Annotated in this window: 25 protein-coding genes and 1 pseudogene; 16 read left to right on the top strand and 10 right to left on the bottom strand. The window is 65.2% G+C overall.

Features of this window, described 5'->3' with window-relative positions; all coding sequences use genetic code 11:
- Window positions 1–141: 141 nt before the first annotated feature.
- Window positions 142–351, bottom strand: a complete 210-nt coding sequence (locus QJT82_RS10265) for a hypothetical protein (protein WP_028339289.1) — start codon at window positions 349–351, stop codon at window positions 142–144.
- A gap of 425 nt (window positions 352–776) precedes the next feature.
- Between QJT82_RS10265 and glsA the strand changes: the two genes are divergently transcribed.
- From glsA to QJT82_RS10245, 4 genes are all read left to right on the top strand, one after another.
- Window positions 777–1,775, top strand: a complete 999-nt coding sequence (glsA, locus tag QJT82_RS10260) for a glutaminase A (protein WP_051447750.1) — start codon at window positions 777–779, stop codon at window positions 1,773–1,775.
- Window positions 1,776–1,846: 71 nt separating this feature from the next.
- Window positions 1,847–3,499: an MFS transporter gene (locus QJT82_RS10255; RefSeq protein WP_028339287.1), complete on the top strand. Its 1,653-nt coding sequence runs from the start codon at window positions 1,847–1,849 to the stop codon at window positions 3,497–3,499.
- 437 nt (window positions 3,500–3,936) lie between these two features.
- On the top strand, window positions 3,937–4,500 hold the full coding sequence (locus tag QJT82_RS10250; protein ID WP_028339286.1) for an HdeD family acid-resistance protein: 564 nt from the start codon (window positions 3,937–3,939) through the stop codon (window positions 4,498–4,500).
- A 119-nt stretch (window positions 4,501–4,619) separates the two neighbouring features.
- Entirely contained in the window at window positions 4,620–5,981 is a 1,362-nt protein-coding gene (locus QJT82_RS10245) for an amidohydrolase family protein (RefSeq protein ID WP_028339285.1), read from the top strand.
- 35 nt (window positions 5,982–6,016) lie between these two features.
- On the opposite strand, the gene QJT82_RS10240 is transcribed toward QJT82_RS10245, so the two are convergent.
- Window positions 6,017–6,475 (bottom strand): GNAT family N-acetyltransferase, encoded by a 459-nt coding sequence (locus QJT82_RS10240; protein WP_028339284.1) that lies wholly within the window; start codon window positions 6,473–6,475, stop codon window positions 6,017–6,019.
- An 80-nt stretch (window positions 6,476–6,555) separates the two neighbouring features.
- Entirely contained in the window at window positions 6,556–7,011 is a 456-nt protein-coding gene (locus QJT82_RS10235; protein WP_028339283.1) for a hypothetical protein, read from the bottom strand.
- Window positions 7,012–7,081: 70 nt separating this feature from the next.
- On the opposite strand from QJT82_RS10235, the gene QJT82_RS10230 reads away from it, so the two are divergent.
- The 5 genes from QJT82_RS10230 (at window position 7,082) to QJT82_RS10210 (ending at window position 11,461) form a co-directional block, all read left to right on the top strand.
- A complete protein-coding gene (locus QJT82_RS10230) occupies window positions 7,082–7,867 on the top strand; it encodes an ATP12 family protein (RefSeq protein ID WP_028339282.1) in 786 nt (261 codons plus the stop codon).
- A 64-nt stretch (window positions 7,868–7,931) separates the two neighbouring features.
- Complete coding sequence (locus QJT82_RS10225) at window positions 7,932–9,518, top strand: flagellar hook-length control protein FliK (RefSeq protein WP_028339281.1); 1,587 nt, start codon at window positions 7,932–7,934, stop codon at window positions 9,516–9,518.
- Window positions 9,515–9,778 (top strand): EscU/YscU/HrcU family type III secretion system export apparatus switch protein, encoded by a 264-nt coding sequence (locus QJT82_RS10220; protein ID WP_028339280.1) that lies wholly within the window; start codon window positions 9,515–9,517, stop codon window positions 9,776–9,778. Before QJT82_RS10225 ends, QJT82_RS10220 begins: the two co-directional genes overlap by 4 nt.
- Before the next feature lie 133 nt (window positions 9,779–9,911).
- A complete protein-coding gene (gene blaOXA, locus QJT82_RS10215; protein WP_028339279.1) occupies window positions 9,912–10,724 on the top strand; it encodes a class D beta-lactamase in 813 nt (270 codons plus the stop codon).
- Window positions 10,725–10,804: 80 nt separating this feature from the next.
- Window positions 10,805–11,461, top strand: coding sequence for a carboxymuconolactone decarboxylase family protein (locus tag QJT82_RS10210; protein ID WP_028339278.1), 657 nt, complete (start codon window positions 10,805–10,807; stop codon window positions 11,459–11,461).
- 240 nt (window positions 11,462–11,701) lie between these two features.
- On the opposite strand, the gene QJT82_RS10205 is transcribed toward QJT82_RS10210, so the two are convergent.
- The gene (locus QJT82_RS10205) at window positions 11,702–13,057 is read right to left on the bottom strand and encodes a PLP-dependent aminotransferase family protein (protein WP_035631057.1); all 1,356 of its coding nucleotides are present in this window, start codon (window positions 13,055–13,057) and stop codon (window positions 11,702–11,704) included.
- A gap of 329 nt (window positions 13,058–13,386) precedes the next feature.
- On the opposite strand from QJT82_RS10205, the gene QJT82_RS10200 reads away from it, so the two are divergent.
- Window positions 13,387–14,250 carry a DMT family transporter gene (locus tag QJT82_RS10200; RefSeq protein ID WP_028339276.1) on the top strand — a complete coding sequence of 288 codons (864 nt, stop codon included), beginning with the start codon at window positions 13,387–13,389 and terminating at the stop codon, window positions 14,248–14,250.
- A 128-nt stretch (window positions 14,251–14,378) separates the two neighbouring features.
- On the opposite strand, the pseudogene QJT82_RS10195 reads toward QJT82_RS10200, so the two are convergent.
- Together QJT82_RS10195 and QJT82_RS10190 are read right to left on the bottom strand one after the other, a co-directional pair.
- Window positions 14,379–15,381: pseudogene (locus QJT82_RS10195) on the bottom strand (dienelactone hydrolase family protein).
- Between the two features lie 97 nt (window positions 15,382–15,478).
- Entirely contained in the window at window positions 15,479–15,889 is a 411-nt protein-coding gene (locus tag QJT82_RS10190) for a DUF4260 domain-containing protein (protein ID WP_028339275.1), read from the bottom strand.
- 159 nt (window positions 15,890–16,048) lie between these two features.
- On the opposite strand from QJT82_RS10190, the gene QJT82_RS10185 reads away from it, so the two are divergent.
- Window positions 16,049–17,581, top strand: coding sequence for an acyl-CoA carboxylase subunit beta (locus QJT82_RS10185; RefSeq protein WP_028339274.1), 1,533 nt, complete (start codon window positions 16,049–16,051; stop codon window positions 17,579–17,581).
- Between the two features lie 107 nt (window positions 17,582–17,688).
- Complete coding sequence (locus QJT82_RS10180; RefSeq protein ID WP_028338231.1) at window positions 17,689–18,036, top strand: hypothetical protein; 348 nt, start codon at window positions 17,689–17,691, stop codon at window positions 18,034–18,036.
- A 541-nt stretch (window positions 18,037–18,577) separates the two neighbouring features.
- Here QJT82_RS10180 and QJT82_RS10175 read toward each other — a convergent pair.
- Entirely contained in the window at window positions 18,578–18,928 is a 351-nt protein-coding gene (locus QJT82_RS10175) for a cupin domain-containing protein (protein WP_028339273.1), read from the bottom strand.
- A gap of 143 nt (window positions 18,929–19,071) precedes the next feature.
- Window positions 19,072–20,319, bottom strand: coding sequence for a glycerophosphodiester phosphodiesterase family protein (locus QJT82_RS10170; protein WP_051447749.1), 1,248 nt, complete (start codon window positions 20,317–20,319; stop codon window positions 19,072–19,074).
- Between the two features lie 92 nt (window positions 20,320–20,411).
- Here QJT82_RS10170 and QJT82_RS10165 point away from each other — a divergent pair, with 92 nt between their 5' ends.
- Both QJT82_RS10165 and QJT82_RS10160 read left to right on the top strand, forming a co-directional pair.
- Window positions 20,412–20,729, top strand: a complete 318-nt coding sequence (locus QJT82_RS10165; protein ID WP_028339271.1) for a hypothetical protein — start codon at window positions 20,412–20,414, stop codon at window positions 20,727–20,729.
- Between the two features lie 134 nt (window positions 20,730–20,863).
- A complete protein-coding gene (locus tag QJT82_RS10160) occupies window positions 20,864–21,160 on the top strand; it encodes a twin-arginine translocation signal domain-containing protein (RefSeq protein WP_028339270.1) in 297 nt (98 codons plus the stop codon).
- 69 nt (window positions 21,161–21,229) lie between these two features.
- Here QJT82_RS10160 and QJT82_RS10155 read toward each other — a convergent pair whose 3' ends face one another.
- Complete coding sequence (locus QJT82_RS10155) at window positions 21,230–21,493, bottom strand: hypothetical protein (RefSeq protein ID WP_028339269.1); 264 nt, start codon at window positions 21,491–21,493, stop codon at window positions 21,230–21,232.
- On the opposite strand from QJT82_RS10155, the gene QJT82_RS10150 reads away from it, so the two are divergent.
- Window positions 21,492–21,617, top strand: a complete 126-nt coding sequence (locus tag QJT82_RS10150; RefSeq protein WP_259242674.1) for a hypothetical protein — start codon at window positions 21,492–21,494, stop codon at window positions 21,615–21,617. The two genes, QJT82_RS10155 and QJT82_RS10150, sit on opposite strands and share 2 nt — an antisense overlap.
- Before the next feature lie 179 nt (window positions 21,618–21,796).
- Here QJT82_RS10150 and QJT82_RS10145 read toward each other — a convergent pair whose 3' ends face one another.
- Window positions 21,797–22,492 (bottom strand): metalloregulator ArsR/SmtB family transcription factor, encoded by a 696-nt coding sequence (locus QJT82_RS10145; protein ID WP_026192884.1) that lies wholly within the window; start codon window positions 22,490–22,492, stop codon window positions 21,797–21,799.
- 117 nt (window positions 22,493–22,609) lie between these two features.
- Here QJT82_RS10145 and QJT82_RS10140 point away from each other — a divergent pair, with 117 nt between their 5' ends.
- Window positions 22,610–22,918: an NIPSNAP family protein gene (locus QJT82_RS10140; protein WP_028339268.1), complete on the top strand. Its 309-nt coding sequence runs from the start codon at window positions 22,610–22,612 to the stop codon at window positions 22,916–22,918.

Here is a 22,918-nt window from a genome sequence, read left to right as displayed (position 1 = left end):
GGCGTGGTCTGCTAGACAGGCCTTGCTGACGCTCGGGCGGGATTGTGGTCGCGCCGGTGCGAGCTCGAACGGACAAGCGGCATCGGCCGGCGGAGGCGCGGCGATCCGGTTAAAGGCCGTCCAACGTGCGAATCCGTTTGGCTATCCAAACGGCCCACTTTGATTGCGTCTCATGATCTTGAGCGTGAGCAGGGCCGCCCCGAGCACAAGAAACAGGACACCGACGACAATTGTGCTTGTCGATTCGAATGTCACACCGACTGCTGTCAGCAAGCAGCCAACAACGATAGCGATGAGCCCACCCAGCTTCTTTACCAGCAGAAGCTGTCCGTCGCTTGCGCGCGCCACCATGATCAACCTCACTCTGCAAGTGATGCGGTCATTCCACCATCGCCGCGGGCCAGTGTTGCTTGGACCAAACAGCGGGCTCACATCCGCACACGATGATCGTACTCTCGCGGGCCCACGATGGAAATCGCTGGTTGCTGATGACTTCTCTTTTGATTCAATTGCGTCGCGGGCGATTGGACAATCTTGCTTACCTAGCCGCGCCGAAACGTCGCATGAATCAATCGAGTGCCGTATCGCGTAACGATGCTGCAATTCCGCGAAATGCAATGCGTTCAGCACATTTGTCGTAAAGTGGTCTCGACCCAACGCAAGCATTGCAAAGGCTGTGGGAGCGGATCGTTGACTCCGTGGTTTTTTGGGCGCCTACTTCTGGTTGCCGACTAGAAGACCTGAAGCAATAAGGTCGAAATCCGGAAGGAGAGCCAATGTGGCCGCCTTCGATCGCGGAACAAGCGGAGCGGCCCTACATCTCGACTGGGCACTTGCCCAAGCCCGAGATGGTGCAGGAGCTCGTGTCTCAAGCGCATCTGCGCTTCAAGTCGAACAGCGAAGGGACCAATTCGCAGGTTTATCCGGCCCTGGCCAGGGTGCCGAGTGAACTGTTCGGCGTCTGCGTGGCCGGTACCAGCGGACGCGTCTACGGCGCCGGCGATATCGAATACGAATTCTCGATCATGAGTGTATCGAAGCCATTCGTGTTCGCATTGGTGTGCGAGGCCATCGGCCCCGAAGAGGCTCGTGCAAAACTGGGCGCGAATGCGACCGGGCTGCCGTTCAATTCGCTGGCGGCGATCGAGCATGGCGCCGGGCGCACCAACCCGATGGTAAACGCAGGCGCGATCGCGACCACAAGCCTCGTGCCGGGTTCGAACGCGGAAGAGCAGTGGCGGTTCATCCATGACGGTCTCTCGCGCTTTGCGGGCCGCAAGCTTTCGCTCAATGAGGAAGTCTACGCATCGGCATCCAAGACCAATTTTCGCAACCGAAGCATCGCGCGGCTGCTGGAGAGTTACGACCGCATCTTCTGCGACGCCAGGCAGGCGACCGATCTCTACACCCGGCAGTGTTCGCTGAATGTGAGCGCCAGGGATCTGGCCGTGATGGGTGCAACGCTGGCCGATGGTGGCGTGAATCCGGTGACCCGGCAGCGGGTGGTCGATGCGGCCGTGTGCCACTATGCATTGGCCGTCATGGTCACGGCCGGACTGTATGAGACGTCGGGCGACTGGCTGTACGACATCGGTCTGCCCGGCAAAAGCGGCATCGGTGGCGGCATCGTCGCGGTGTCTCCGGGAAAAGGTGGATTCGGCACTTTCGGGCCGCCACTGGATGCGGCCGGCAACAGCGTGCGAGGGCAGCTCGCCGCGAAGTTCTTGTCGCAAAGACTGGGCATGGATCTGTTCGTGTCCCAACCGGACGAGTGAAACCAGATGCTGTGAGGATCGGTGGAGCTGTCGCTCGATCGATCGCAACACCGGGCAGGTTGGAGGACGCGATGGCAACACAAGCGATCTCGATCGGCGACATTCAACAGGAAGAGCGCGCATCATGGGTGCCCATGATCGCGATTGCGGTCGGCCAGATGATCATGTCGTTCAACGTCGCGTCGTTGCCGGTCGCGATGGGGGGAATGGTGGCCAGCTTCGGCGTGCCGCCGACCACCGTCGCGACCGGAATCGTGGCCTACTCGATGCTTGTGGCCGGGTTCGTGATGCTTGGCGCGAAGCTCGCCCAAAGGTTCGGGGCGGTGCAGGTATTTCGCGGTGCCGTCGTGCTTTTCCTGATAGCGCAGATCGCGATGACGTTCAGCCCCACGGCCTCCGTCATGATTTCCGCTCAGGCGCTTTGCGGCGCTGCGGGCGCGGTGATCGTGCCCTCGCTCGTCGCGCTGATTGCCGAGAATTATGCCGGACGCCAGCAGGCGACCGCCCTTGGTGCGCTGGGCTCGGCAAGGGCTGCCGCCGGCGTGCTGGCATTTGTCGTCGGTGGGCTGCTCGGCACCTATATCGGCTGGCGGCCGGCGTTTGCAATTCTCATCGTTGCCTCGGCGATCGCGTTCGCTCTGAGTTTCCGCCTGCGGCCGGACCGCGGTCGCGCGGATGTCCAAATCGATCTGATCGGCGTCGCCCTGGCAGCGAGCGCAATCATTTTCATCAGCTTCGGATTCAATAATCTGAACGGTTGGGGGGTGATCCTTGCGACCCCCAACGCGCCGTTTGACTTGCTGGGCGTCTCGCCGGCGCCGATCCTGATCGTGCTCGGCATCGTGCTCGGGCAGGCATTCCTGATGTGGACGCATCGGCAGCAGGCCGCGGGGAAGACGCCCCTGCTGGCGTTGGAGGTGCTCGACTCGCCGGAGGAGAGGTGTGCGGTCTACGCGCTATTCGCGGTCGTGGCGCTCGAGGCCGCGCTGAACTTCACGGTGCCGCTCTACATCCAGATCGTGCAGGGACGTTCGCCAATTGCGACGGCGATCGCGATGATGCCGTTCAATCTGACCGTCTTTCTCTCGGCGATGCTGATCGTCAATCTCTACGACAAACTGACGCCCCGCCAGATCGGACGCTTTGGCTTCGGCCTCTGCACCGTTGCGTTGCTGTGGCTCGCCTTCGTCGTGCGCAACGATTGGAGCGAGATTCCCGTTCTCCTTGGCCTCGTGCTGTTCGGCATTGGCCAGGGCTCGCTGGTGACACTACTGTTCAACGTTCTGGTCACGGCTTCGCCCAAGGCGTTGGCGGGGGATGTCGGGTCTTTGCGCGGAACCACGCAGAATCTGGCGGCTGCCGTTGGCACCGCGGTGGCCGGAGCTCTGTTGGTCGGTCTTTTGAGCACGATCGCGCTCGGCAGGATCGCGGCCAGTCCGGTGCTTACCAAGGAGCTTCAGAGCCAGGTTGACCTCGGCAACATCACCTTCGTCAGCAATGACCGGCTGCGCAGTGTGCTCGAAGGTACGAGCGGTACGCCGCAGCAGGTCGAGGAAGCCGTCCGGGTCAACACCGAAGCGCGCCTGCGCGCTTTGAAGATCGGATTGTTGATCATGGCCGGCCTTGCTCTGCTTGCGGTCATTCCGGCGGGACGGCTGCCGAATTACCGGCCGGGCGAAATACCGGACGACGGAGCGACCGGCGAGCGCGAGCGATCGGCCTGATCGGGAGGTTGGCCGCCGCTGGGTAAGAAGCTCTCTGCAACAACAACGAGGTGCCGGATATGGATGAACTCGACCGTCGCATCGTGCTCCGGAGAATGCTCGGCGGCGTCGCAGCCGTTGGTCTCGGAACCGGATTGCTGATGCAGGCGGCCAAGGCGCTGCCACTAGCTCCCGAAGATGCCCTCGTGGTGAAGACGGATGATCCGGAGCGGCCGCTTCATATGGTCGTCGCCCGACCACCACCGCGCCCGCGTCCTCCGCCACCGCGCCGCCGCTGGCATCGCCGGCGCCGCTGGACCTGTTGGTGGCACAGAGGTCGCCGCCGCTGCGGATGGCGCTGGTGACGGCGGGCACAAGCTTCGGCAGCTCGAGTGGCCCGGTTGCGCGGCCTGGAATGCGCGACCGTGCCATGGCTGCCTGGGATCAAGGAGGACGACATGGCTACCTATGAGAACAGTTCCACGATGCTCCGCGGCCTGCCTGGCCCGCCTTTATGGGTCTGCGTTCTGCTGGGCCTCGTCCTGATCGCCGCGGGCCTTCTGGTCCTGGGAGATGTCGTGCTTTTCACCGTGATCAGCGCCATCTTTATCGGCTGGACCGCCATCGTTGCCGGCGGGTTCGAAATCCTGCACGCCTTCTGGACCAGGGGCTGGGGTGGATTCGTATGGCAGCTTCTGCTCGGGGTGCTCTACCTTGCCTGCGGAATCGTCCTGCTCAGCCAGCCGGTGGCGAGTGCGCTGCTCCTGACCTATGCCCTCGGTCTCATGCTTTTGGTCTCCGGGATTGTGCGCATGCTGGTCGGCATCGGCCATTGGCAGCAGTCCGGCTGGATCATGCTGGCGTCCGGCCTGTTTGGCGTCCTGGCCGGCCTCATCATTCTGACCGGATTTCCGGCCACCGGGCTGTGGGTGCTCGGGCTGCTGCTGGGCATCGATCTGTTGTCCCATGGCATCGGATGGCTGAGCTACGCTTTGCAGCCTGCCGCCAGAGCGGCTCAATAGGCCGTCGATCCCTCCAGGGAGCAGCGGAACTCTCACCAATTGCTGAAATCAAGTCGGTCCCTCGCGCACAGCGAGATCAATGACGGTCTCGCGCGATGCGCCATCGGCGGAGAGTGGACATGTCGGGTTTGAGGAAGAGCGTCAGGGTTTCGGCGCTGGTTGCGTCGATTGCGATGAGCCTCGTCGCCTCGCGGCCGGCGCAGGCTCAGCAGGATGGTGGCGTGCTGTTCCAGAACGTACGCATTTTCGATGGCAAGAATGGCGCGCTGTCCGGGCCGTCCAATGTGTTGATCCGGAACAACAAGATCGAGAAGATTTCGACTGCGGCGATCACGGCCGACGCTCAGGTGATCGCCGGCGATGGACGGGTGCTGATGCCCGGGCTGATCGACGCGCATTGGCATGCGTTGCTGGTACGCCCGACTCCGGCGGCCGTGATGGCCAGCGACGTCGGTTACACCAACCTTCTTGCGGCTGCCGAGGCAACAGCGACGCTCATGCGAGGCTTCACCACCATTCGCGACATGGGCGGGCCGGCCTTTTCCCTCAAGCGGGCGATCGACGAGGGTCTCGTCGCCGGTCCTCGCATCTACCCATCCGGTGCCGTGATCACCATCACCGGCGGCCATGGCGACTTCCGGCAGCTGTCCGATCTGCCCAGAACGATCGGCGGCATGCTCAGCCGCATGGAGAGGATAGGTGGCGCCATGATCGCGGACAGCCCGGATGAAGTTCGCGTGCGGGCGCGCGAGCAGCTCATGCAGGGAGCGACGCAGGTCAAGCTCACGGCGGGCGGTGGGGTGGCGTCGCCGTTCAGTCCGCTCGATGTGTCCACGTTTACTGAACCGGAGTTGCGTGCCGCGGTAGACGCTGCCGAGAACTGGGGTACCTACGTCGCAGTACACGCCTATACCCCGGTCGCGATCCAGCGATCGATCGCAGCGGGGGTCAAGTGCATCGAGCACGGTCATTTGATGGACGACGCGTCGGCCCGCCTGATGGCCGAGAAGGGAATTTGGCTGAGCACCCAGCCGTTCCTCGATCTGTCGGGCGCGAGTGCCCTTGGACCTGCGGAGCAGGAGAAGATGCGGCAGGTCGTTGCCGGCACCGACCGGGTCTACGGCTTTGCCAAGAAGTACAAGTTGAAGACGGCTTTCGGTACCGACGTCTTGTTCTCGCAGGCGCTCGCTGACCGGCAAGGCGCGATGCTGACGGCCCTCACGCGATGGTACACGCCCGCTGAGGCGCTCATCATGGCGACATCGACGAATGCCGAATTGCTCGCTCTGTCCGGGCTTCGAAATCCATATTCGGGCAAGCTGGGCGTGGTAGAGGAAGGTGCGCTCGCCGACCTTCTGCTGGTCGAAGGCAATCCGATCGACAATATCAAGCTGATCGAAGATCCGGCAAAGAACTTCCTGGTCATCATGAAGGATGGAAAGGTCTACAAGAATCTTCTTGGTGGTGACCGGAACAAGTAGACGGACATGATGACAAGGCCGGCCCGGCGGCAGCTTCAGAGCGTCAGCTTGTAGCCGATATGGCTGCCGACGAATCCCGACCGTTCATAGAAGCGATGCGCGTCGGGGCGCGCCTTGTCGGTGGTAAGCTGCACGAGATTGCAGCCTCTGACCCTGCATTGCTCGATCGCCCATTCGAACATCTGTTGGCCAACGCCTGAGCCCCGGTGCGTCTCGGCAATTCTAACCGCCTCGATCTGCCCGCGCCAGGCGCCCATGCGCGCCAATCCGGGAATGAAGGTCAGTTGAAGCGTGCCGATCACGGCGTCGTTCAAGGTCGCGACGGCTTGCAACTGGTTGGGATCGGCAAGGATAGCCTGGAAGGCTTCGACATATTTCTGGTTCGGCGGGAAGCTCGCGTCCTCGCGCTGCTGGCCCAGGATGTCGTTGGCCAGTAGGGCAACGATCGCTGGAAGGTCGGCCAGTTCGGCGCGGCGGAAGGCGACGTCCGTCATTGAGCAATCTCCACAAAGGCGAGGTCGTGGCGCGATATGCGTTCTTCATCCGCAAGGCGCACAAGTGCAAGGACGGTCTTCTAGCGCTTGAATTGCGTCAGAAACATCCGCAGGGAATCGTGCGGGCTCTCGACGTCGGAAATCACCCAGCCGTCGGGCCCGTTGACGACGATGAAATTGAGCGTGACCGCGCGGCCCTCATTATCGAACGAGACGGTCAGGTCGGTCCGGTCGAACTGCCGGCGCAGGATGGCGATCGAGATCGGGCCGAGCCTCCAGCTCGGGCTCTGCACCAGGAAATCGTACGGCGCGTCGTGCGGGGCGGACCAGGCCGCGCGCAGGGACGAATCGAAGAATTGCCGGGCAGCGTCCTCGTCGCGCGGGAGTCCATTGGAAAACGCAGGACTGCCCTTGCCATAGTAGGCGTAGACGTTGCGGATCAGCGATTCCGGTGTGCGGAACCCGGCGTCGGCGGTGGCGGCGCCCAGGGCGGCCGCAACGAGCGAGAAACCCGCGAGGATCTTGACGCGTCCCATCAGCTTTATTTGCCGTTGCCCCTGACATATCTTGCAGGGAAATCCTTCCGAACGAAAGCCGGCCGGCGCGATGCGCGAACTTTTCGACGATGTCCCAGAACAATCTCCATTCGATCCGCAGGAGGCGGTGCGGCGCCACATTCGCACGCCCCAGCGCAAGCGGTTCTACACCAGCGCCGGCGTCGCCGAGGCCGACGGCGGATTTTCGATCACGCTCGACGGCAAGCCGATCCGCACGCCGTCCGGCAAGCCGATCGCGGTGCCGACGCGGGCCATTGCGGACGCGGTGGCGGCGGAATGGAATGCGCAGGGCGAAACCATCGATCCGATGACCATGCCGCTGACGCGCCTTGCCAACAGCGTGATCGAGGGGGTGATCGATCGCGTCGACGAGGTGGCCGACGATGCGGCCAAGTTCCTCGGCAGCGACCTGTTGTTTTATCGCGCCGGGCATCCCGAAACGCTGGTGGCGCGCGAAGCCCGGCATTGGGATCCGATCCTGTTCTGGGCCGCTGACGCGCTCGGCGCCCATTTCGTGATGGCCGAGGGGGTCATGCATGTCGGCCAGCCGGAGCCTGCGATCAAGGCGGCACGGGCGGCGTTCCCGACCGACCCATGGTCGGTCGCGGCGCTCCATGTGGTGACGACGCTGACCGGCTCGGCGCTGCTCGCGCTGGCGCTGGCGCACGGTGTCCGCGACGAGGACCAGGTCTGGGCCGCCGCCCATGTCGACGAGGACTGGAACATCGAGAAATGGGGCGTCGACGAGGAGGTCGCTGCCCGCCGCGCCGCCCGCCAGCTCGATTTCAAGGCCGCCGCCGGCGTGCTCAGGGAGCTCAAGCCGGCTGCCGGTTAACGAGGGGTTTACGGCGCCGGGCTAGCCTGCGGCACGTTCCTCGCGCCTGGCCGAGACCTCCGACATGGCAATCGCCATCAATCCCGTGCTGCCGGTGCTCGCCTCGAAGGAGGCGGACAGCGTTGCGCCGGACCTCACGCTCGAGGCCGGCAGCGTCGTCAATGCGCAGGTGCTGAAGGTGCTGTCCGCCGATCTGGTGCGGATCGCGATCGCGAGCCTGTCGATCGACGTCCAGACCGAGGTGCCGCTGCAGCAGGGCCAGAACCTGCAGCTCGCGGTGTCGCAGACCAATGACGGCATCCGCCTGCAGCTGGTCGGGCAGGGTCCTGACACCGGCGATGCCGTACGGCTGTCGCCAGCGGCGGCCAATGTCGCCGACGCCGCCCAGCCCGTCGCCACCGCACCGAAGGCTGTGCTCACGCCGCTGGAGCGCGTCACCATTACAGCTGCGGCGCAGAATGCGGCGGTGGTACAGGGCAGCCAGGCGCCGCTGTTTGCCAATCTCGCCGCGGTCGCCTCGGCCAATCTGCCGCCGAAGCTGCAGGCTGCGATCGCGCAGGTGCTGGCGCAGCAGACCGGGCTCGACGAGAATTTGAGCGGCGATGCGGTCAAGACCGGCTTGCAGAAATCCGGCCTGCTGTTCGAGGCGACGCTGGCCGCGGGCGTTGCGCCCGCGAGTGGCAGCGCGCCCGATCTGAAGGCCGCGCTGATCGTGCTGCGCCAGGCGCTGACCTCGCTTGGCACCGGCGATGCCGGCAGGCCCGTGTCCTCCACACCGCCGCCGCAACCGGTGCCCGCCAGTGCCGGCACGGCGCCAAGCATTGTGCCGCCGGCAATGCCCGAGCTCGACGTTCAGGAGATCCTGCTACCGCAGGCCCGCCTGCCGGTCGCCGAGGATGTCAGCCGCGGCACCGCAGGACTCGCCGGAGCACTCGCGGATGCGCTCGATGCCGGCCCGTCCTCCGGCGGCGCGCTCAATCTCATTCAGGAAGCGCTGCACGAACTCGGCAATCCCGCAGCACGGCAAGGCGCCGCGCCGAGGGAGATGCTGCCGGGCGAGGTGCCCGTACGCGGCAACACGCCGCCGCCGCCATTTCACGGCGCGCTGCCGTCAGCCCAGGCCGTCGCGGAGCCGTCGATCGCACCGGGCGCGCCGCTCGCGACCGCCGCGCACCGCCTGCTGGAAAACACCGATGCGGCGCTGGCGCGGCAGACGCTGCTACAGGTCGCCTCGCTGCCGGACCGCGGCGACGCTGCGCGCCCGCAGCTCGACGCCATGCTGCCGCGCTGGAATTTCGAGATCCCGTTCCTGACCCAGCAGGGCACGGCGATGGCGCAGTTCGAGATTTCCCGCGATGGCGGCGGCCATGAGGTCGAGGCGGCCAAGCGGGTGTGGCGCGCGCGCTTCACGCTCGATGTCGAGCCGGCCGGCCCGGTGCACGCGCTGGTCTCGCTGAACGGCGAGCGCACCTCGGTGCGGATGTGGGCCGAGCGGCCCTCGACCGCCGCGCAGCTGCGCGCCGGCGCGTCCGAGCTGAACCAGGCGCTGACCAGGGCCGAGCTCACGCCCGGCGACATCGAGATCCGCGACGGCAGCCCGCCGCAACCCGCGCCCGCGCGCGCCGGCCATTTCCTGGACCGCGCATCATGAGCGAGGCCAACAACCAGCTCGCGGTCGCGCTGCATTACGACCACGCCGGTGCGCCGCGCGTGGTGGCAAAGGGCAAGGGCGCAATCGGCGCCAAGATCATCGAGGTCGCCAGGGCCAACGACATCCCGATCGAGGAGAACGAGGTCCTGGCCGGCGCGCTCTCCAATGTCGAGCTCGGCGACGAGATTCCGGCCGAGCTTTACAAGGCCGTCGCCGAGGTGCTGGTGTTCGTGCTGCGGATGTCGGGCCGGGCGCGCTAGCGGGCGCGTCTTCGAGCGAAGTGGACACCGGTTCGCGTGAAGAAAACGCGACAAACAGGTGAGTCTTATTGCCATCCTTTCACCACGATGGCATCAGCATCGTCGTCAACCCGAACCCGTCCAGGCCCCCGTCGTGATCCATCGCCGCCATGCGCTCGGTCTGCTTGCTGCCGCTACGATCCTGCCGTCGCGCAGCTTCGCCAACGTGTCCTACCAGCGCAGCGAGTTTCGCGAGGAGCTGCAAAAGCGGTTCTTCGATCTCGGCACCGAGGGTACCTTCGTCGGCTACAAGGTGGACGATTATCTGATCATCGCCAGCGACAAGGTCCGCTCGGGCGAGGGCAGGCTGCCGGCCTCGACCTTCAAGATCCCGAACGCGCTGATCGCGCTCGAGACCGGCGTGGTGCAGGACCCCGACAAGGACGTCTTCAAGTGGGACGGCACAACCCGCAGCATCGAGGCCTGGAACAAGGATCACACGCTGCGCTCGGCGCTCGCCGTGTCGGCGTTTCCGGTGTTCCAGGAGATCGCCCGCCGCATCGGCGAGGCGCGGATGAAGAAATATCTCGAGATCATCGACTACGGCAACCGCGACATCGGCGGCGGTATCGACCAGTTCTGGGTGACCGGCAATTTGCGGATCGATCCGGTGCAGCAGATCGATTTCCTCGACCGGCTGCGCCGCGGCGTGCTGCCGGTCGGCAAGCACAGCCAGCAGCTGGTGTGCGACATCCTCCCCGTCACGAAAGTCGGCGAGACCGTCATCCGCGCCAAGACCGGCCTCACCGACAAGGAGCACGGCTCGCTCGGCTGGCTGGTCGGCTGGGCCGAGAAGGGCACCGACATCACCGTGTTCGCGATGAACATGGACTGCAAGACGCAGGCGCAGATCGATGCGCGGATGAGCGTCACGCAGCAATGCCTCACCGATATCGTCGCGCTGTGACGAGCTGATCTGCGTGTTCTTCGCTGGCTGGCGCTACGTAGCTCGACTAGCATCCTCCGATAAAACCAAGCGGAGGAATCATGCATTCAGCAACAGTCTGGCTCTCGTCGCTCACGCTGGCCGCGGCCGGCGGCTGGCTCGCGGCGACGGTGTTCTCGGCACCGGCCACCAGCAAGGAGCCGCGCTTCCCGCAGCTCACGATGGAGCAGCTCAGCGACCTGCAAAAACCGCTCGGCGAGCAGATCATGAAGGTGTCGAGCGTCGGCATCGGCGGTCCCTACAATCCGATGATCAGGAGCCCGGTGCTCGGCCAGCGCCTCTACGATCTGTTCTATTATCTGCGCTGGCAAACCTCGGTGCCGACCAGGCTGAACGAGTTCGCGATCCTGATCATCGGCCGGCAGTGGCGCTCGCAGGTCGAGTGGTTCGCGCACGCGCCGCTCGCCGCCAAGGCCGGCCTGCCGCCCGACGTCATCGCCGAGCTGAAGGCCGGCAACCGGCCGTCGAAGATGGCCGACGACGAGGCGGTCGTGTACGACTTCGTCACCGAGCTGACCACGACCAAGAAGGTCTCCGACGAGATCTATGCGCGGGCCAAGAAGATCTTCAACGATCAGCAGATCGTCGACCTCACCGCGGTCGCCGGCAATTACGTGATGGTGGCGATGATCCTGGCGATGGCGGAGGAGACCGTGCCGCCGGGCAAGGAGGAGCCGTTCAAGGTGGGTGAGAAGTAGGGCGCGGCTGCGTCGGGTGGCTGCCAGCGCAATCGCGAATGCGGTGTGCTCCCTCTCCCGCTTGCGGGGGAGGGTTGGGGTGGGGGCTCTCTCCAGGGATCACATCGTGGAGAGAGATCCCGCCAGAATTGCATCTTCGATGCAATACTACCTAAGAGCGAGCTTCGCTCGTCTCGACCCCCGCAGGCGGGAGAGGTAGAACCAGTCTGCCTCGAGACCTTCATCCCAACTCATCCTGGTCTAGCGCCCGATCGCCCGCTGCAAGGCCGGCATCAGTTTCGGGTCGCGGCATTGCGCGACGTTGAAGCGCATGAAGGCGGCGGCCGTCTGCGAGGCGCTGAACACGTTGCCCGGTGCCAGCACGATGTTGTCGGCAAGCGCGGCGCGCGCCACGTCGGCGGAATCGCGGCTGTCGGGCAGTTGGCACCACAGATAGAAGCCGCCGCGCGGCATCAGCCAGGGTGTGACGCCGATGCGCTGCAATTTGTCGCCGACGTCGCGGCGGGCGCGGGCAAGGCGCCGGCGCAGCTCTTCGACATGCTTGCGATAGAAACCGCTCGACAGCACGCGGGCGATGATCTCGGTGGCGACCGCGCTCGGGCCGCCGAATCCGGTCGCGACCTGGAGATCGACGAGATCCTCGATCCAGTCCGCGCGCGCGGCGATGAAGCCGCAGCGCACCGATGCCGACAGCGTCTTGGAGAAGCTGCCGATCCGGATCACCCGGTTGAGCCCGTCGAGCGCGGCGAGCCGCGCCGAAGGCTCCGGCTCGAAGTCCGCAAAGATGTCGTCCTCGACGATGGTGAGATCGTAGGCTGTGGCGGCATTCAGCACGCGGTGCGCGGTCTGCGGCGACAGCGTCGCGCCGGTCGGATTATGCAGTGCCGAGTTGGTGACATAGAGCCGCGGTCGCTCGGCGGCCAGTGTCGCCTCGAAGCTCGCGACATCGGGCCCCGACGCCGTATAGGGCACGCTGACGATGCGAACCTGATGCGCGCGCAGCAGCGCCCGGAAATTGAAGTAGCAGGGATCGTCGACCAGCACGGTGTCGCCGGGCCGCAGCAGGAAGCGGCAGACGAGGTCGATCGCCTGGGTGCCGGATGCGGTCAGCAAGAGCTGCTCGGGCGGCACCTCGAGGCCCTCGTCGGCAAACCGCGCCATCAGGATCCGGCGCAGCGCGAGCGAGCCGCGCGTCGCACCATAGTCGGAGAGCACGGCGTCGTCGGCCCGCGCCAGGCCGCGCAACGCGCGCCGCAGCGCCTCCGTCGGCATCCACTCGGCCGGCAGCCAGCCGCAGCCGGGTTTGAGCGCGCCGGTCTCGGCATCGAGCGATTGCCGCGACACCCAGAACGGATCGACCGCACGGTCGCGCTGCGGCTGGTCCTTGGCGAGCGCGAGCGGCGGCAGCGCCGCAGACGAGACATAGAAGCCGGAGCCGGGCCGGGCCCGGATCAGGCCCTCGGCGACGAGGCGGTCATAGGCCTCGACGACGGTGGAGGGCGACACGCCCATGGTCGCGGCCAGGCCGCGGATCGAGGGCAGGCGGTCGTCGGCGACCAGCGCGCGGCTCGCCACCTTGGCGCGGATCGCGTTCATCACGTCGGTGGTTCGCGTCGCCTTTGGTGCATCGGATTGCTGTTGCAAGTGTGTATGCCTACCTTTGCCCATACAGTTTTGCGGTATTGTACTGATCTGTAGCTGCCTTGGCGAGCCTCCGCTGGCTATGGTCGGTGCGACATCGGACTCGGCTTCACCTCGCCCCGCCTGCGGGGAGAGGTCGGAACGCATCGCCGGATGCGTTCCGGGTGAGGGGAGTCTCCACGGGTTCGGCCGTTACCGAGTATGCGGGGCGGCCCCTCACCCCAACCCTCTCCCCGCAAGAGCGGGGTGAGGGGGCGCAGTTACGTTTTGGGAAGCAGAGTACGATGGACAAGGCTTCGATCGACGGCTGGGGCAGCGGCTTGCTCGGCGTGATTATCTTCAGCGGCTCGCTGCCGGCGACCCGCGTGGCCGTCGCCGGGTTCTCGCCGCTGTTCTTGACGTCGGCGCGGGCGGCGATCGCGGCGTTGCTCGGCGCCGCGCTGCTCGCGGTGCTGCGGCAGCCCTGGCCGCAGCGCAAGGACCTGGTGTCGCTGACCATCGTCGCACTCGGCGTCGTGATCGGCTTTCCGCTGCTCACCGCGCTCGCGCTCCAGCACATCACCTCGGCGCATTCGATCGTGTTCATCGGGCTGCTGCCGCTGTCGACCGCCGTGTTCGGCGTGCTGCGCGGCGGCGAGCGGCCGCAGCCGCTGTTCTGGCTGTTCTCCTGCATCGGCAGCGCGACGGTCGGCGCGTTCGCCTTGTCGAGCGACGGATCGGCGTCGCTGACCGGCGACCTCCTGATGGTCGCCGCCATCGTCGTCTGCGGTCTCGGCTATGCCGAGGGGGCTGCGCTGTCGCGGCGGCTCGGCGGCTGGCAGGTGATCTCCTGGGCGCTGGTGCTCTCAGTGCCGGTGGTGCTCGTGATGACGATCATGACGCTGCCGCCGAGCTGGCAGGGCATCGGCGCGCCGGCCTGGCTCGGGCTTGCCTATGTCTCGATCTTCAGCATGCTGGTCGGCTTCGTGTTCTGGTATCGAGGGCTTGCGATCGGCGGCATCGCCAGCGTCGGCCAGCTGCAGCTGCTGCAGCCGTTCTTCGGCCTCGCACTGGCCGGCCTGCTGCTGCACGAGCAGGTGGCCTGGTCGATGATCGCGGCGACCCTGCTGGTCGTGGTCTGCGTGGTGTTCGCGCGCCGCTTCGCCTGACGTCCGTCTCTCCTCATGGTGAGGAGCGCGGAACGCGCATCTCAAACCATGAGGCCACAGGCGGGCCTGCATCCTTCGAGACGCCGCTTCTCGGCTCCTCAGGATGAGGACATAGAGTTCGGGCCTCGTCAGCTCAGCTTGAACAGCGCCCGCAGGAAATCGCTGACCGCCTTGCGCGCCTCGAGCGCGGTGGTCGGGTTGCTGCCGACATGCGGACCGAGCTCGACGCAGGCGTCCTTGTAGCTGAACGGCGCCTGGGTCGATGCATTCATCAGCACGCCGCCTTCGCCTTCTCTGATGGTGCAGTGGCGCACGGTCTGCGATCCCGTTGCCTCCACCACATTGTTGTTGCCGATCAGGCCGGCATCGAAGCCATGCGCGGAATCGGGATACTGGGTCAGCACCACGTCGCGCCTGGCCTCTTGCAGCCGCGCGACATAGGCCTTGCAACTCGCCACCGGATTATAGTCGTCGGGCGTGCCGTGGAAGATCCGGAGTCGGCCGCGCCGCGACCTCGGTATCGGTCAGATAGCCGGTCGAGCAATCCGGATAGAACGGGATATAGGCCGCGAACTGCACGCCGGATTTGTTCCAGAGCTTGTTGAAGCGGTCGAGGCTGGCATAGAGCGTGGCCTGGCCGCCGCGCGAAAATCCCATCAGCACGATGCGCTCGGGATCGACCCGCGGATGTTTGGCGAGGATTTCCAGCGAATGGTAGATGTCGACGATCAAATTGAGCCGGCCGAGGAGCGCCTGGTTCGGTCCGGTTGCGGTGAGGCCGCGGCCGGAGAAGCCGTCGATCACGAAGGTCGAGATGCCCATGCCGTTGAAGTGGCGCACCCAGCCGTCCATCCCGGCGCCGACGCCGCTCGAGCCGTGCATCAAGACCACGACCGGCAGCCGGCCGCTGCCTTGCGCGATGCGGAATTCGCCGCCGAGGGTGACCGCCTTGCCGTTGCCGTCGCCGTTCAAAAATTGCTGGTCGGAGATCGTCAGCGAGGGGATGCCGTAGATCTCGGTGCGCGCCGCGATCTCCTTCGGGATCTGCTGCGCGCTGGTCTCGATGCAGGTGAACAGCACGGCGCAGCAAAACAGGATCGCGGTCGCGGCCAGGCGCCAGTCTGTCAGCATCGATTCCCCCGGAGGTTGTCTTGATTGGCCGCGACTACAGCAATCGACGCGCACGCTGTCAATTTGACCGGCCGTGCGTGACGTCAGGAAGCCGGCGCTAGGCGGGCTCCTGCGTCTTCCCGATCCGCCCGAGGTGGGTGAAGCCAAAACCAACAGAATATTTCAGGCCGTAGCCGAGCGCGCGGTCGATCCCGATATGGGCGAGCCAGATCATCGCGATCGAGAGCACCAGCGGTCCTTCGCCGGCAAAACCCAGCGTCATCAGCGCCACCGGTGCCAGATAGGTGTGCGCGGCGTTGTAGGCGATGGCGCCGGCCCGCGGGCTGATCAAGTAAGCGGCGAAGCTGATGTCCGGCACCAGGAACAGCAGGACGTAGACCAGCCAGGAACCCTCCCACTTGTAGTAGAGCACGGTCATGCCGAGGAACAGCACCAGCCCCTCCAGCCGGAGCAGGGTGCGCACCCCGCCGGTCGCGGCACCGGTCTCGGCCGTGGTCGTATCTGTCATCGCTGTCTCCCCAGATATCGGAAAATCCTACCGTTTTTGCGCCCGAACCCGCTCACAAGCGACTTTCCGGTTCCGAAACGGCCGTGCTAAAGCCATTTCCGAACGAAGCGGACCGGCTCGTGCCGGGACGCGGACTGTAGCTAACACGGGCGGAAACAAATGAAAGATATCCTCGATACCCTCGAAGAGCGGCGCGCCGGCGCCAAGCTGGGCGGCGGCGAAAAGCGCATCGAGGCGCAGCACGCCCGCGGCAAGCTGACCGCCCGCGAGCGGATCGAGCTCCTGCTGGACAAGGGCTCGTTCGAGGAATTCGACATGTTCGTCGAGCACCGCTCGATCGAGTTCGGCATGGAGAAGACCAGGATCCCCGGCGACGGCGTCGTCACCGGCTGGGGCACGGTCAACGGCCGCAAGACGTTTGTCTTCGCCAAGGACTTCACGGTGTTCGGCGGCTCACTCTCCGAGACCCACGCGCTGAAGATCACGAAACTTCAGGACATGGCGATGAAGGCGAGGGCGCCGATCATCGGCCTCTATGACGCCGGCGGCGCGCGCATCCAGGAGGGCGTCGCGGCGCTCGCGGGTTATTCCTACGTGTTCCGCCGCAACGTGCAGGCTTCGGGCGTGATCCCGCAGATCTCGGTCATCATGGGCCCCTGTGCCGGCGGCGACGTCTATTCGCCTGCCATGACCGATTTCATCTTCATGGTGAAGAACACCAGCTACATGTTCGTCACCGGCCCCGACGTGGTGAAGACCGTCACCAATGAGGTGGTGACCGCGGAGGAACTCGGCGGCGCTTCGGTGCACGCCACGCGCTCCTCGATCGCCGACGGCGCGTTCGAGAACGATGTCGACGCGCTGCTGCAGATGCGCCGGCTGATCGACTTCCTTCCCTCGAACAACACCGACGGCGTGCCGGAATGGCCGAGCTTCGACGACATCGGGCGTGTCGATATGTCCCTGGACACGCTGATCCCCGACAATCCGAACAAGCCCTACGACATGAAGGAATTGATCCTGAAGGTCGTCGACGAGGGCGACTTCTTCGAGATCTCGGAGACTTTCGCCAGGAACATCGTCACCGGCTTCGGCCGCATCGCCGGCCGCACCGTCGGCTTCGTCGCCAACCAGCCGATGGTGCTCGCGGGCGTGCTCGACAGCGATGCCTCGCGCAAGGCCGCGCGCTTTGTTCGTTTTTGTGACGCCTTCAACATCCCGATCGTCACCTTCGTCGACGTGCCGGGCTTCCTGCCGGGCACCGCGCAAGAATATGGCGGCCTGATCAAGCACGGCGCCAAGTTGCTGTTCGCATACTCGCAGTGCACGGTGCCACTCGTCACCATCATCACCCGCAAGGCCTATGGCGGCGCGTTCGACGTCATGGCCTCGAAGGAGATCGGCGCCGACATGAACTACGCCTGGCCGACCGCGCAGATCGCTGTCATGGGCGCCAAGGGCGCGGTGGAAATCATCTTCCGCAGTGACATCGGCGACCCCGACAAGATCGCCGCGCGCACCAAGGAATACGAAGACCGCTTCCTGTCCCCCTTCATCGCCGCCGAACGCGGTTACATCGACGACGTCATCATGCCGCATTCGACGCGGCGGCGGATCGCGCGAGCGCTGGCGATGCTGAAGGACAAGAAGGTGGAAATCCCGGCGAAGAAGCACGACAATTTGCCGTTGTGAGGAGAGCGTAGGGTGGGTTGGCCGAAGGCGTAACCCACCATCTTCGTTCCGCACGATCCGTGGCGGGTTACGGCTTCCGCCTGACCCGCCCTACAGGTTCGAACTTGATGACCGAAGACGAGCCGACCGACGAGATCTCCGAGATCGAGGCGCAGATCGAGGAGCTTGCCGAGAGCGCCGAGCGCTCCCGGCGGATCATTCTCGGGTCGAAGGTCGCGATCGCAGGCGGGTTTGCGTTGCTGGCCGTCGCGCTGCTTGGGCTGTTAGGCGCTGGTCAGACTGCGGCACTCGGATCGATCGCACTGGTGCTCGGCGGCATCGTGTCGCTCGGATCGAATGTCAGCACGCTGCGGCAGACCGAGGCTGCGATCAGCACCGCCGAGGCGCGCCGCGCGCGTCTGATCGGCAATATCGACCTGCGGCTGGTTCACGATGCGCCGCTGAAGCTGATGTGAGGCGCGGCGGGCGCGCAAAGCGGCGCCACAAACTCAGTGTCGTCCTGGCGAAAGCCAGGACCCATTACCCCAAATCTCAATGGTTGCGCGGCGCTGGGGCCGCGATCCCGTTCATCACCGAATGCGCTGGTTATGGGTCCTGGCTTTCGCCAGGACGACGATCGTGTGTGAGGAACCCGCACCGTCATCGCCAGGTTCGCCGCCTCCGCAAAGCTTCGGCGTGCCCAACAAGCCCCATCGAAGCCTTGGCGAAGACGGGATCGGGCGATCCAGTACGCCGCGGCTTCTCGACTCAAACACCGGCGTCTCTGGGAAACTGGATTCCGCATGCACGGGTGATGACACCGTACAGGCTGTTTGAGATGTGAATCGGTTTCTATCCTTCGGTCGTCCCGGGCAAGCGCAGCGCGACCCGGGACCCATAACCACAGCTCGATCTTGTTGCACGACGTTGGGGCCACAGCTTGCTTCAACAACGTAACGCGGTGGTTATGGGTCCCTGCTTCCGCAGGGACGACGGCGCAGCAAGCGACGCGTGTCCTCAGCCCGACGCCAGCGGCACGTAGTCGTATTCGCCGACGCCTTGCAGGATCAGAAAGGTCAGCGACGTCGTGCCGGCATTGGTGACGAGGTGAGGGCGGGTCGGCTTCACGGCATAGACCTCGCCGACCTTCAGGTTCACTTCCTCCTTCGGCTCCTGCAGGAACAGCCGCATCTGGCCCTCCAGCACATAGAAGGTGTCGGAGATGTTGCTGTGGGTGTGCCACGGCACCTTCTGGGTCGGCGAGAGTTGCAGCTCCATGATGCGGAAGCCGGGGCGGGCGGCGTGCTGGGCGCGGCGCTCGACTTCGTAGAGATGGCTGGCGTCCTTGACCGGTTGTCCTGGCTTCATGGCGGCCTCCCTGTGGTGTTGTCCCGTCGGGCGGGAAGGCGATGATGCTAGTCCTGTTCTGCCGCGCGCGGAACGGCCGGAATGGTCATGGCGGGCGCGCACGGTGCGTAGGGCGGAGCAGCCGTAACGCGCTCGGCAAGACCTCACTTCATCCCCATGCAGTTCGCATAGAATGTGGTCGTCGCCGGCCAGTCGGAAAACATCGCGCGGACGCCGACCTGTTTTGCCAGCACGTCGAGCACGGTCAACGTGTCGCCGTCGCGGTCGATCGCCGCCTTCACCGACTTGTGGTAGAATGCACCGCCCTTGTTCAGCGGGCCGTCGCGCTCCAGCGACCAGCCGATCAGATCGAGGCCGGCCGCCTTCGCCGCCCTGGCGTAAGCCGACGGGACGATCTCGCCCTTGTCGTTCAGCGCCAGCATCGCGAAGATCGGCGGCCCCAGGATCGCGACGCCGGAGGCCTTCAATTCCTGCATCGACGGCTTCCACGTCTCCGGCCGGTTCGGATCGAGGCCTGCTTTCTCGTAGCGGTCCTCGAGATAGAGCGCCTGGCTCGCGAAGTCGGGTTCGGTCTTCACCCAATAGAGGATGTCCTTGAGGCTGAAGCTCTGCGGGAACACCTCGCTCGGCGGAATGCCGGCGGCCTTGTAGGCGGCGAGCATCTGGGTCGCATATGTCTCCTGGGTGTAGTCGCCGTCGAACGGCATCGCCACTTCCGGCGCCTTCAGCTCGGGCGTGAATTTTGCGCCGAGACTCCTGATCAAGGCGATGCTCTCGTCATGGCTCATCAGCGTGCCGGAATTGGCGTAGAGCTCGGTGCGCCAGCGCGGCGTGCCGTTCTGGTAGTCCTCCGGCGTTCGCGCATCCGGATTGAAGCCGTCCATCTTCGCGGTGAGCCGCTTGAATTCGGCGAGCGTGATGTCGCTCGTGCAGCATTTCGCCGAGGCCTTCCTGCCGGTGGCGGGATCGGCCGGGCTGAAGGGTTGCGTGCATTTTGCGGCGAGATCCGGCACGGTGAGGATGTTGGTCGTGGTGTGCAGGTCGCATTGCGAGTGCCGGCACACCAGCTGGCGATCCCTGGTGAAGGTGACGTCGCATTCGATCACGCCGGCGCCCATCCGCGCGGCGGCGAGATAGGATTCGCGGCTATGCTCGGGGAATTGCAGCGCGGCGCCGCGGTGGCCGATCGAAAAGTCGGTCTTGTGGAACGGCCCGGTGCATTGGCTGAGCTGCTGCTTCAGGGGCCCGTCCTTCATCTTGTCGACCAGATAGAACGGGCGCGGTCCGATCTGCGCCTCGCGCGGCGGCGCGATCTCCTCGGCGGCAGCCGGCAGCGCGGAGCCGAGGGCGAACAGGAACGCGAGCAGGGCGGTGCGGTGACGGGCAAGCATGGGTGATCCCCCTGATCAGGCATTGTCAGCAGACCGACATATCACGGAGCATGGACCGGCCGCGTGTGCGAAATGAAACCATGGAGGAAACAATGCCGGCAGCCTATTTCGTCGTCCGCGCCACCGTCACGGATGCCGCGAGGCGTCCCGCCTTCGATGCCTGGTATTCGCGCGCGCATCTGCCCGACGCGATGAAATCGTTCGGCGCCGAGCGCGCCTGGCGATGCTGGAGCCTGAGCGATCCGTCGCTGCACCAGGCGACCTATCAGTTCGCCGACGAGAAGGCGCTCGAGCGCGCGGTGAACAGCGATGACATGAAGCGGCTGGTCGCCGACTTCAACCGTGACTGGCCGGAGGTGACGCGTACGCGCGACCTCCTGATGCTGGCGGAGGAGGCGGCGGCGGCATGATGGTTGCGTGACGTCACGACGTCGACAACCCCGAGTTCCATGAAACGTGAATGCGCGGTTCAGCGAGCGTTCAGGTCGCGAGGCAAAAACTCGCTGCCGCAGTTGGTCCAGCTCAGCAACAAAGGGAAACGCTCATGGAACGCCGGGATTTTCTGAAGATGGCCTTCGGTGTCGCCGCCGGAGCCGTCACCTTCGCAGCGACGGCGCAGGCGGCGCCGCTCGCGCCGCTTCCCCTCAACCAGGATGCACGCGCACCAGCGGCTGGCGATGCGCATCCCGCCGTCACCACGGGCGAGGAGGTCGGCCGCATGAAGCCCGAGCAGGTACGCTGGCATCATCGCCACTGGGGTTGGCGTCACCGGCACTGGCACCGCAGGCATTGGGGCTGGCGCCGCCATCATTGGCGCCGTCATCACTGGCGCCGCTGGTGATATCGACTCCATGACGAAAAGAAAAACCCCGCGGCAGGCGGGGTTTTGTTAGTTCGGAATGTACCGCGATCAGATCGGGCGGCAACGGCCATAGCGCCAGGCAAAGCCGTAGGGGCAGGCGCGGACGCGCGGCGCCACCACGACGGGGCGCTCGACCACGACCGGCGGACGCACGACGACGGCGCCCGGCGCGACGACGACGCCGCGATTCCTGACGCAGCCGCCATAGGGGCCACGGTGCCAGCCGGGGCCGCAGCCACCGGCCGCATCAGCGGCGCTGATGCCGGCGAATGCGGTCGTCACCAGAACTGCTGCAGCAAAAAGATACTTCATGTCTTCTCCTTTTTTATTTTGGGCCGCGCTGCGGCACCGCAACAAATTTTCGTCTACCGATTCGCCCGGCCGGATCATTGCAGAAGGCGTGCCCGATGTCGCCGACCATAATGTTGCGGCCTGAATGCGACATGAATGTTGCAGCTCACAGCTGCGTCAGCACGTCGCAAGCCGGCTCAGCATCACTTCGAAATATTTCGCGGACGCGGGCAGCCGCGCGCACATGGCGAGCGTGCGAAAATGTATCGGAAGGCGAGGCAAGCGAGACCGGCGGTTCATCGATGCTTGCCGGAAGGCGCGCCGCTATTGGTCGGGGCCGAACAGCGCGGCGAATCGCTTCTCACCGTTGCGCGAAAAATTGACCACGCGACTGCCCGGCGCAGCGTCGCGCGCGGCCCATTTCAGTTCGGTGAAGCGGTCCATCATGGCAGCACCGAGCGTGCCGGCGAGATGATGCCGCCGCTCGCTCCAGTCGAGGCAGGCCTTGCACACCGGACGGCGCGGATGCGTCAGCGCATCAGCGTCGATCTGCAGCTCCTCGGCCATGAATCGCTTGCCTTCGCCAGTGAGCTCGATCGCCTGCTTGCTCTGGCGGACCAGTTTCTGCCGCTTCATGCTGTCCAGCATCTGCACGCCGAGATCGCCGGCGAGATGGTCGTAGCAGATGCGGGCGCGGCGCAGCGCCGGATCCTTCGGCCCGGTGCGCACCCGCATATGGCCGGCGCGGGCGGCAATGCCCTGCAGGCCTTCCAGCACGTCGGCGACGTCGGGGTCGGAGAGGCGGTAGTAGCGGTGGCGGCCCTGCTTCTCGGGCTCGATCAGCCCGCCGGCCTCGAGCTTGGAAAGATGTGAGCTCGCCGTCTGCGGCGTGATGCCGGCCTCCTGCGCGAGCTCGCTCGCGGTCAACGCGCGGCCGGTCATCAGCGCGGTCAGCATGTTGCAGCGTGCGGGATCGCCGACCAGAGCGGCGATCCGGGAGATGTCGGGTCCTGCTTTCATAGTTCGATGATAGCCGAAGCATCGAGGTCGGACAAGCCGCTATTGTCCACCGTGCCGTCATTGCGAGGAGTGCGTCGCTGACGCTCGCAATGGCGGAAACATTACCGGAGGCCATCAATGACCGTTACCGTCTTCATCCGCTACCAGCTCGATCCGTTCAAGCGCGCGATGTTCGAGGAGTATTCGCGGAACTGGCTCTCGATCATCCCGCGCTGCGGCGGCGATCTCATCGGCTACTGGATGCCGCATGAGGGAACCAACAACATCGGCTTCGCGCTGATCTCGTTCGAAAGCCTTGCCGCCTATGAGGCCTATCGCGCGCGGCTGCGCCAGGACAAGGAGGGCGTCGCGAACTTCAAGTTCGCGGAAGAAAACTGTTTCATCCTCGCCGAGGAACGGACATTTCTCCGCAAGGTCGAGTTATAG

Origin of the sequence: Bradyrhizobium sp. Mp19 (assembly GCF_029952935.1) — a bacterium.
Taxonomy (GTDB): Bacteria; Pseudomonadota; Alphaproteobacteria; order Rhizobiales; family Xanthobacteraceae; genus Bradyrhizobium; species Bradyrhizobium elkanii.
This window is presented reverse-complemented; position numbering and strand designations above follow the sequence as displayed.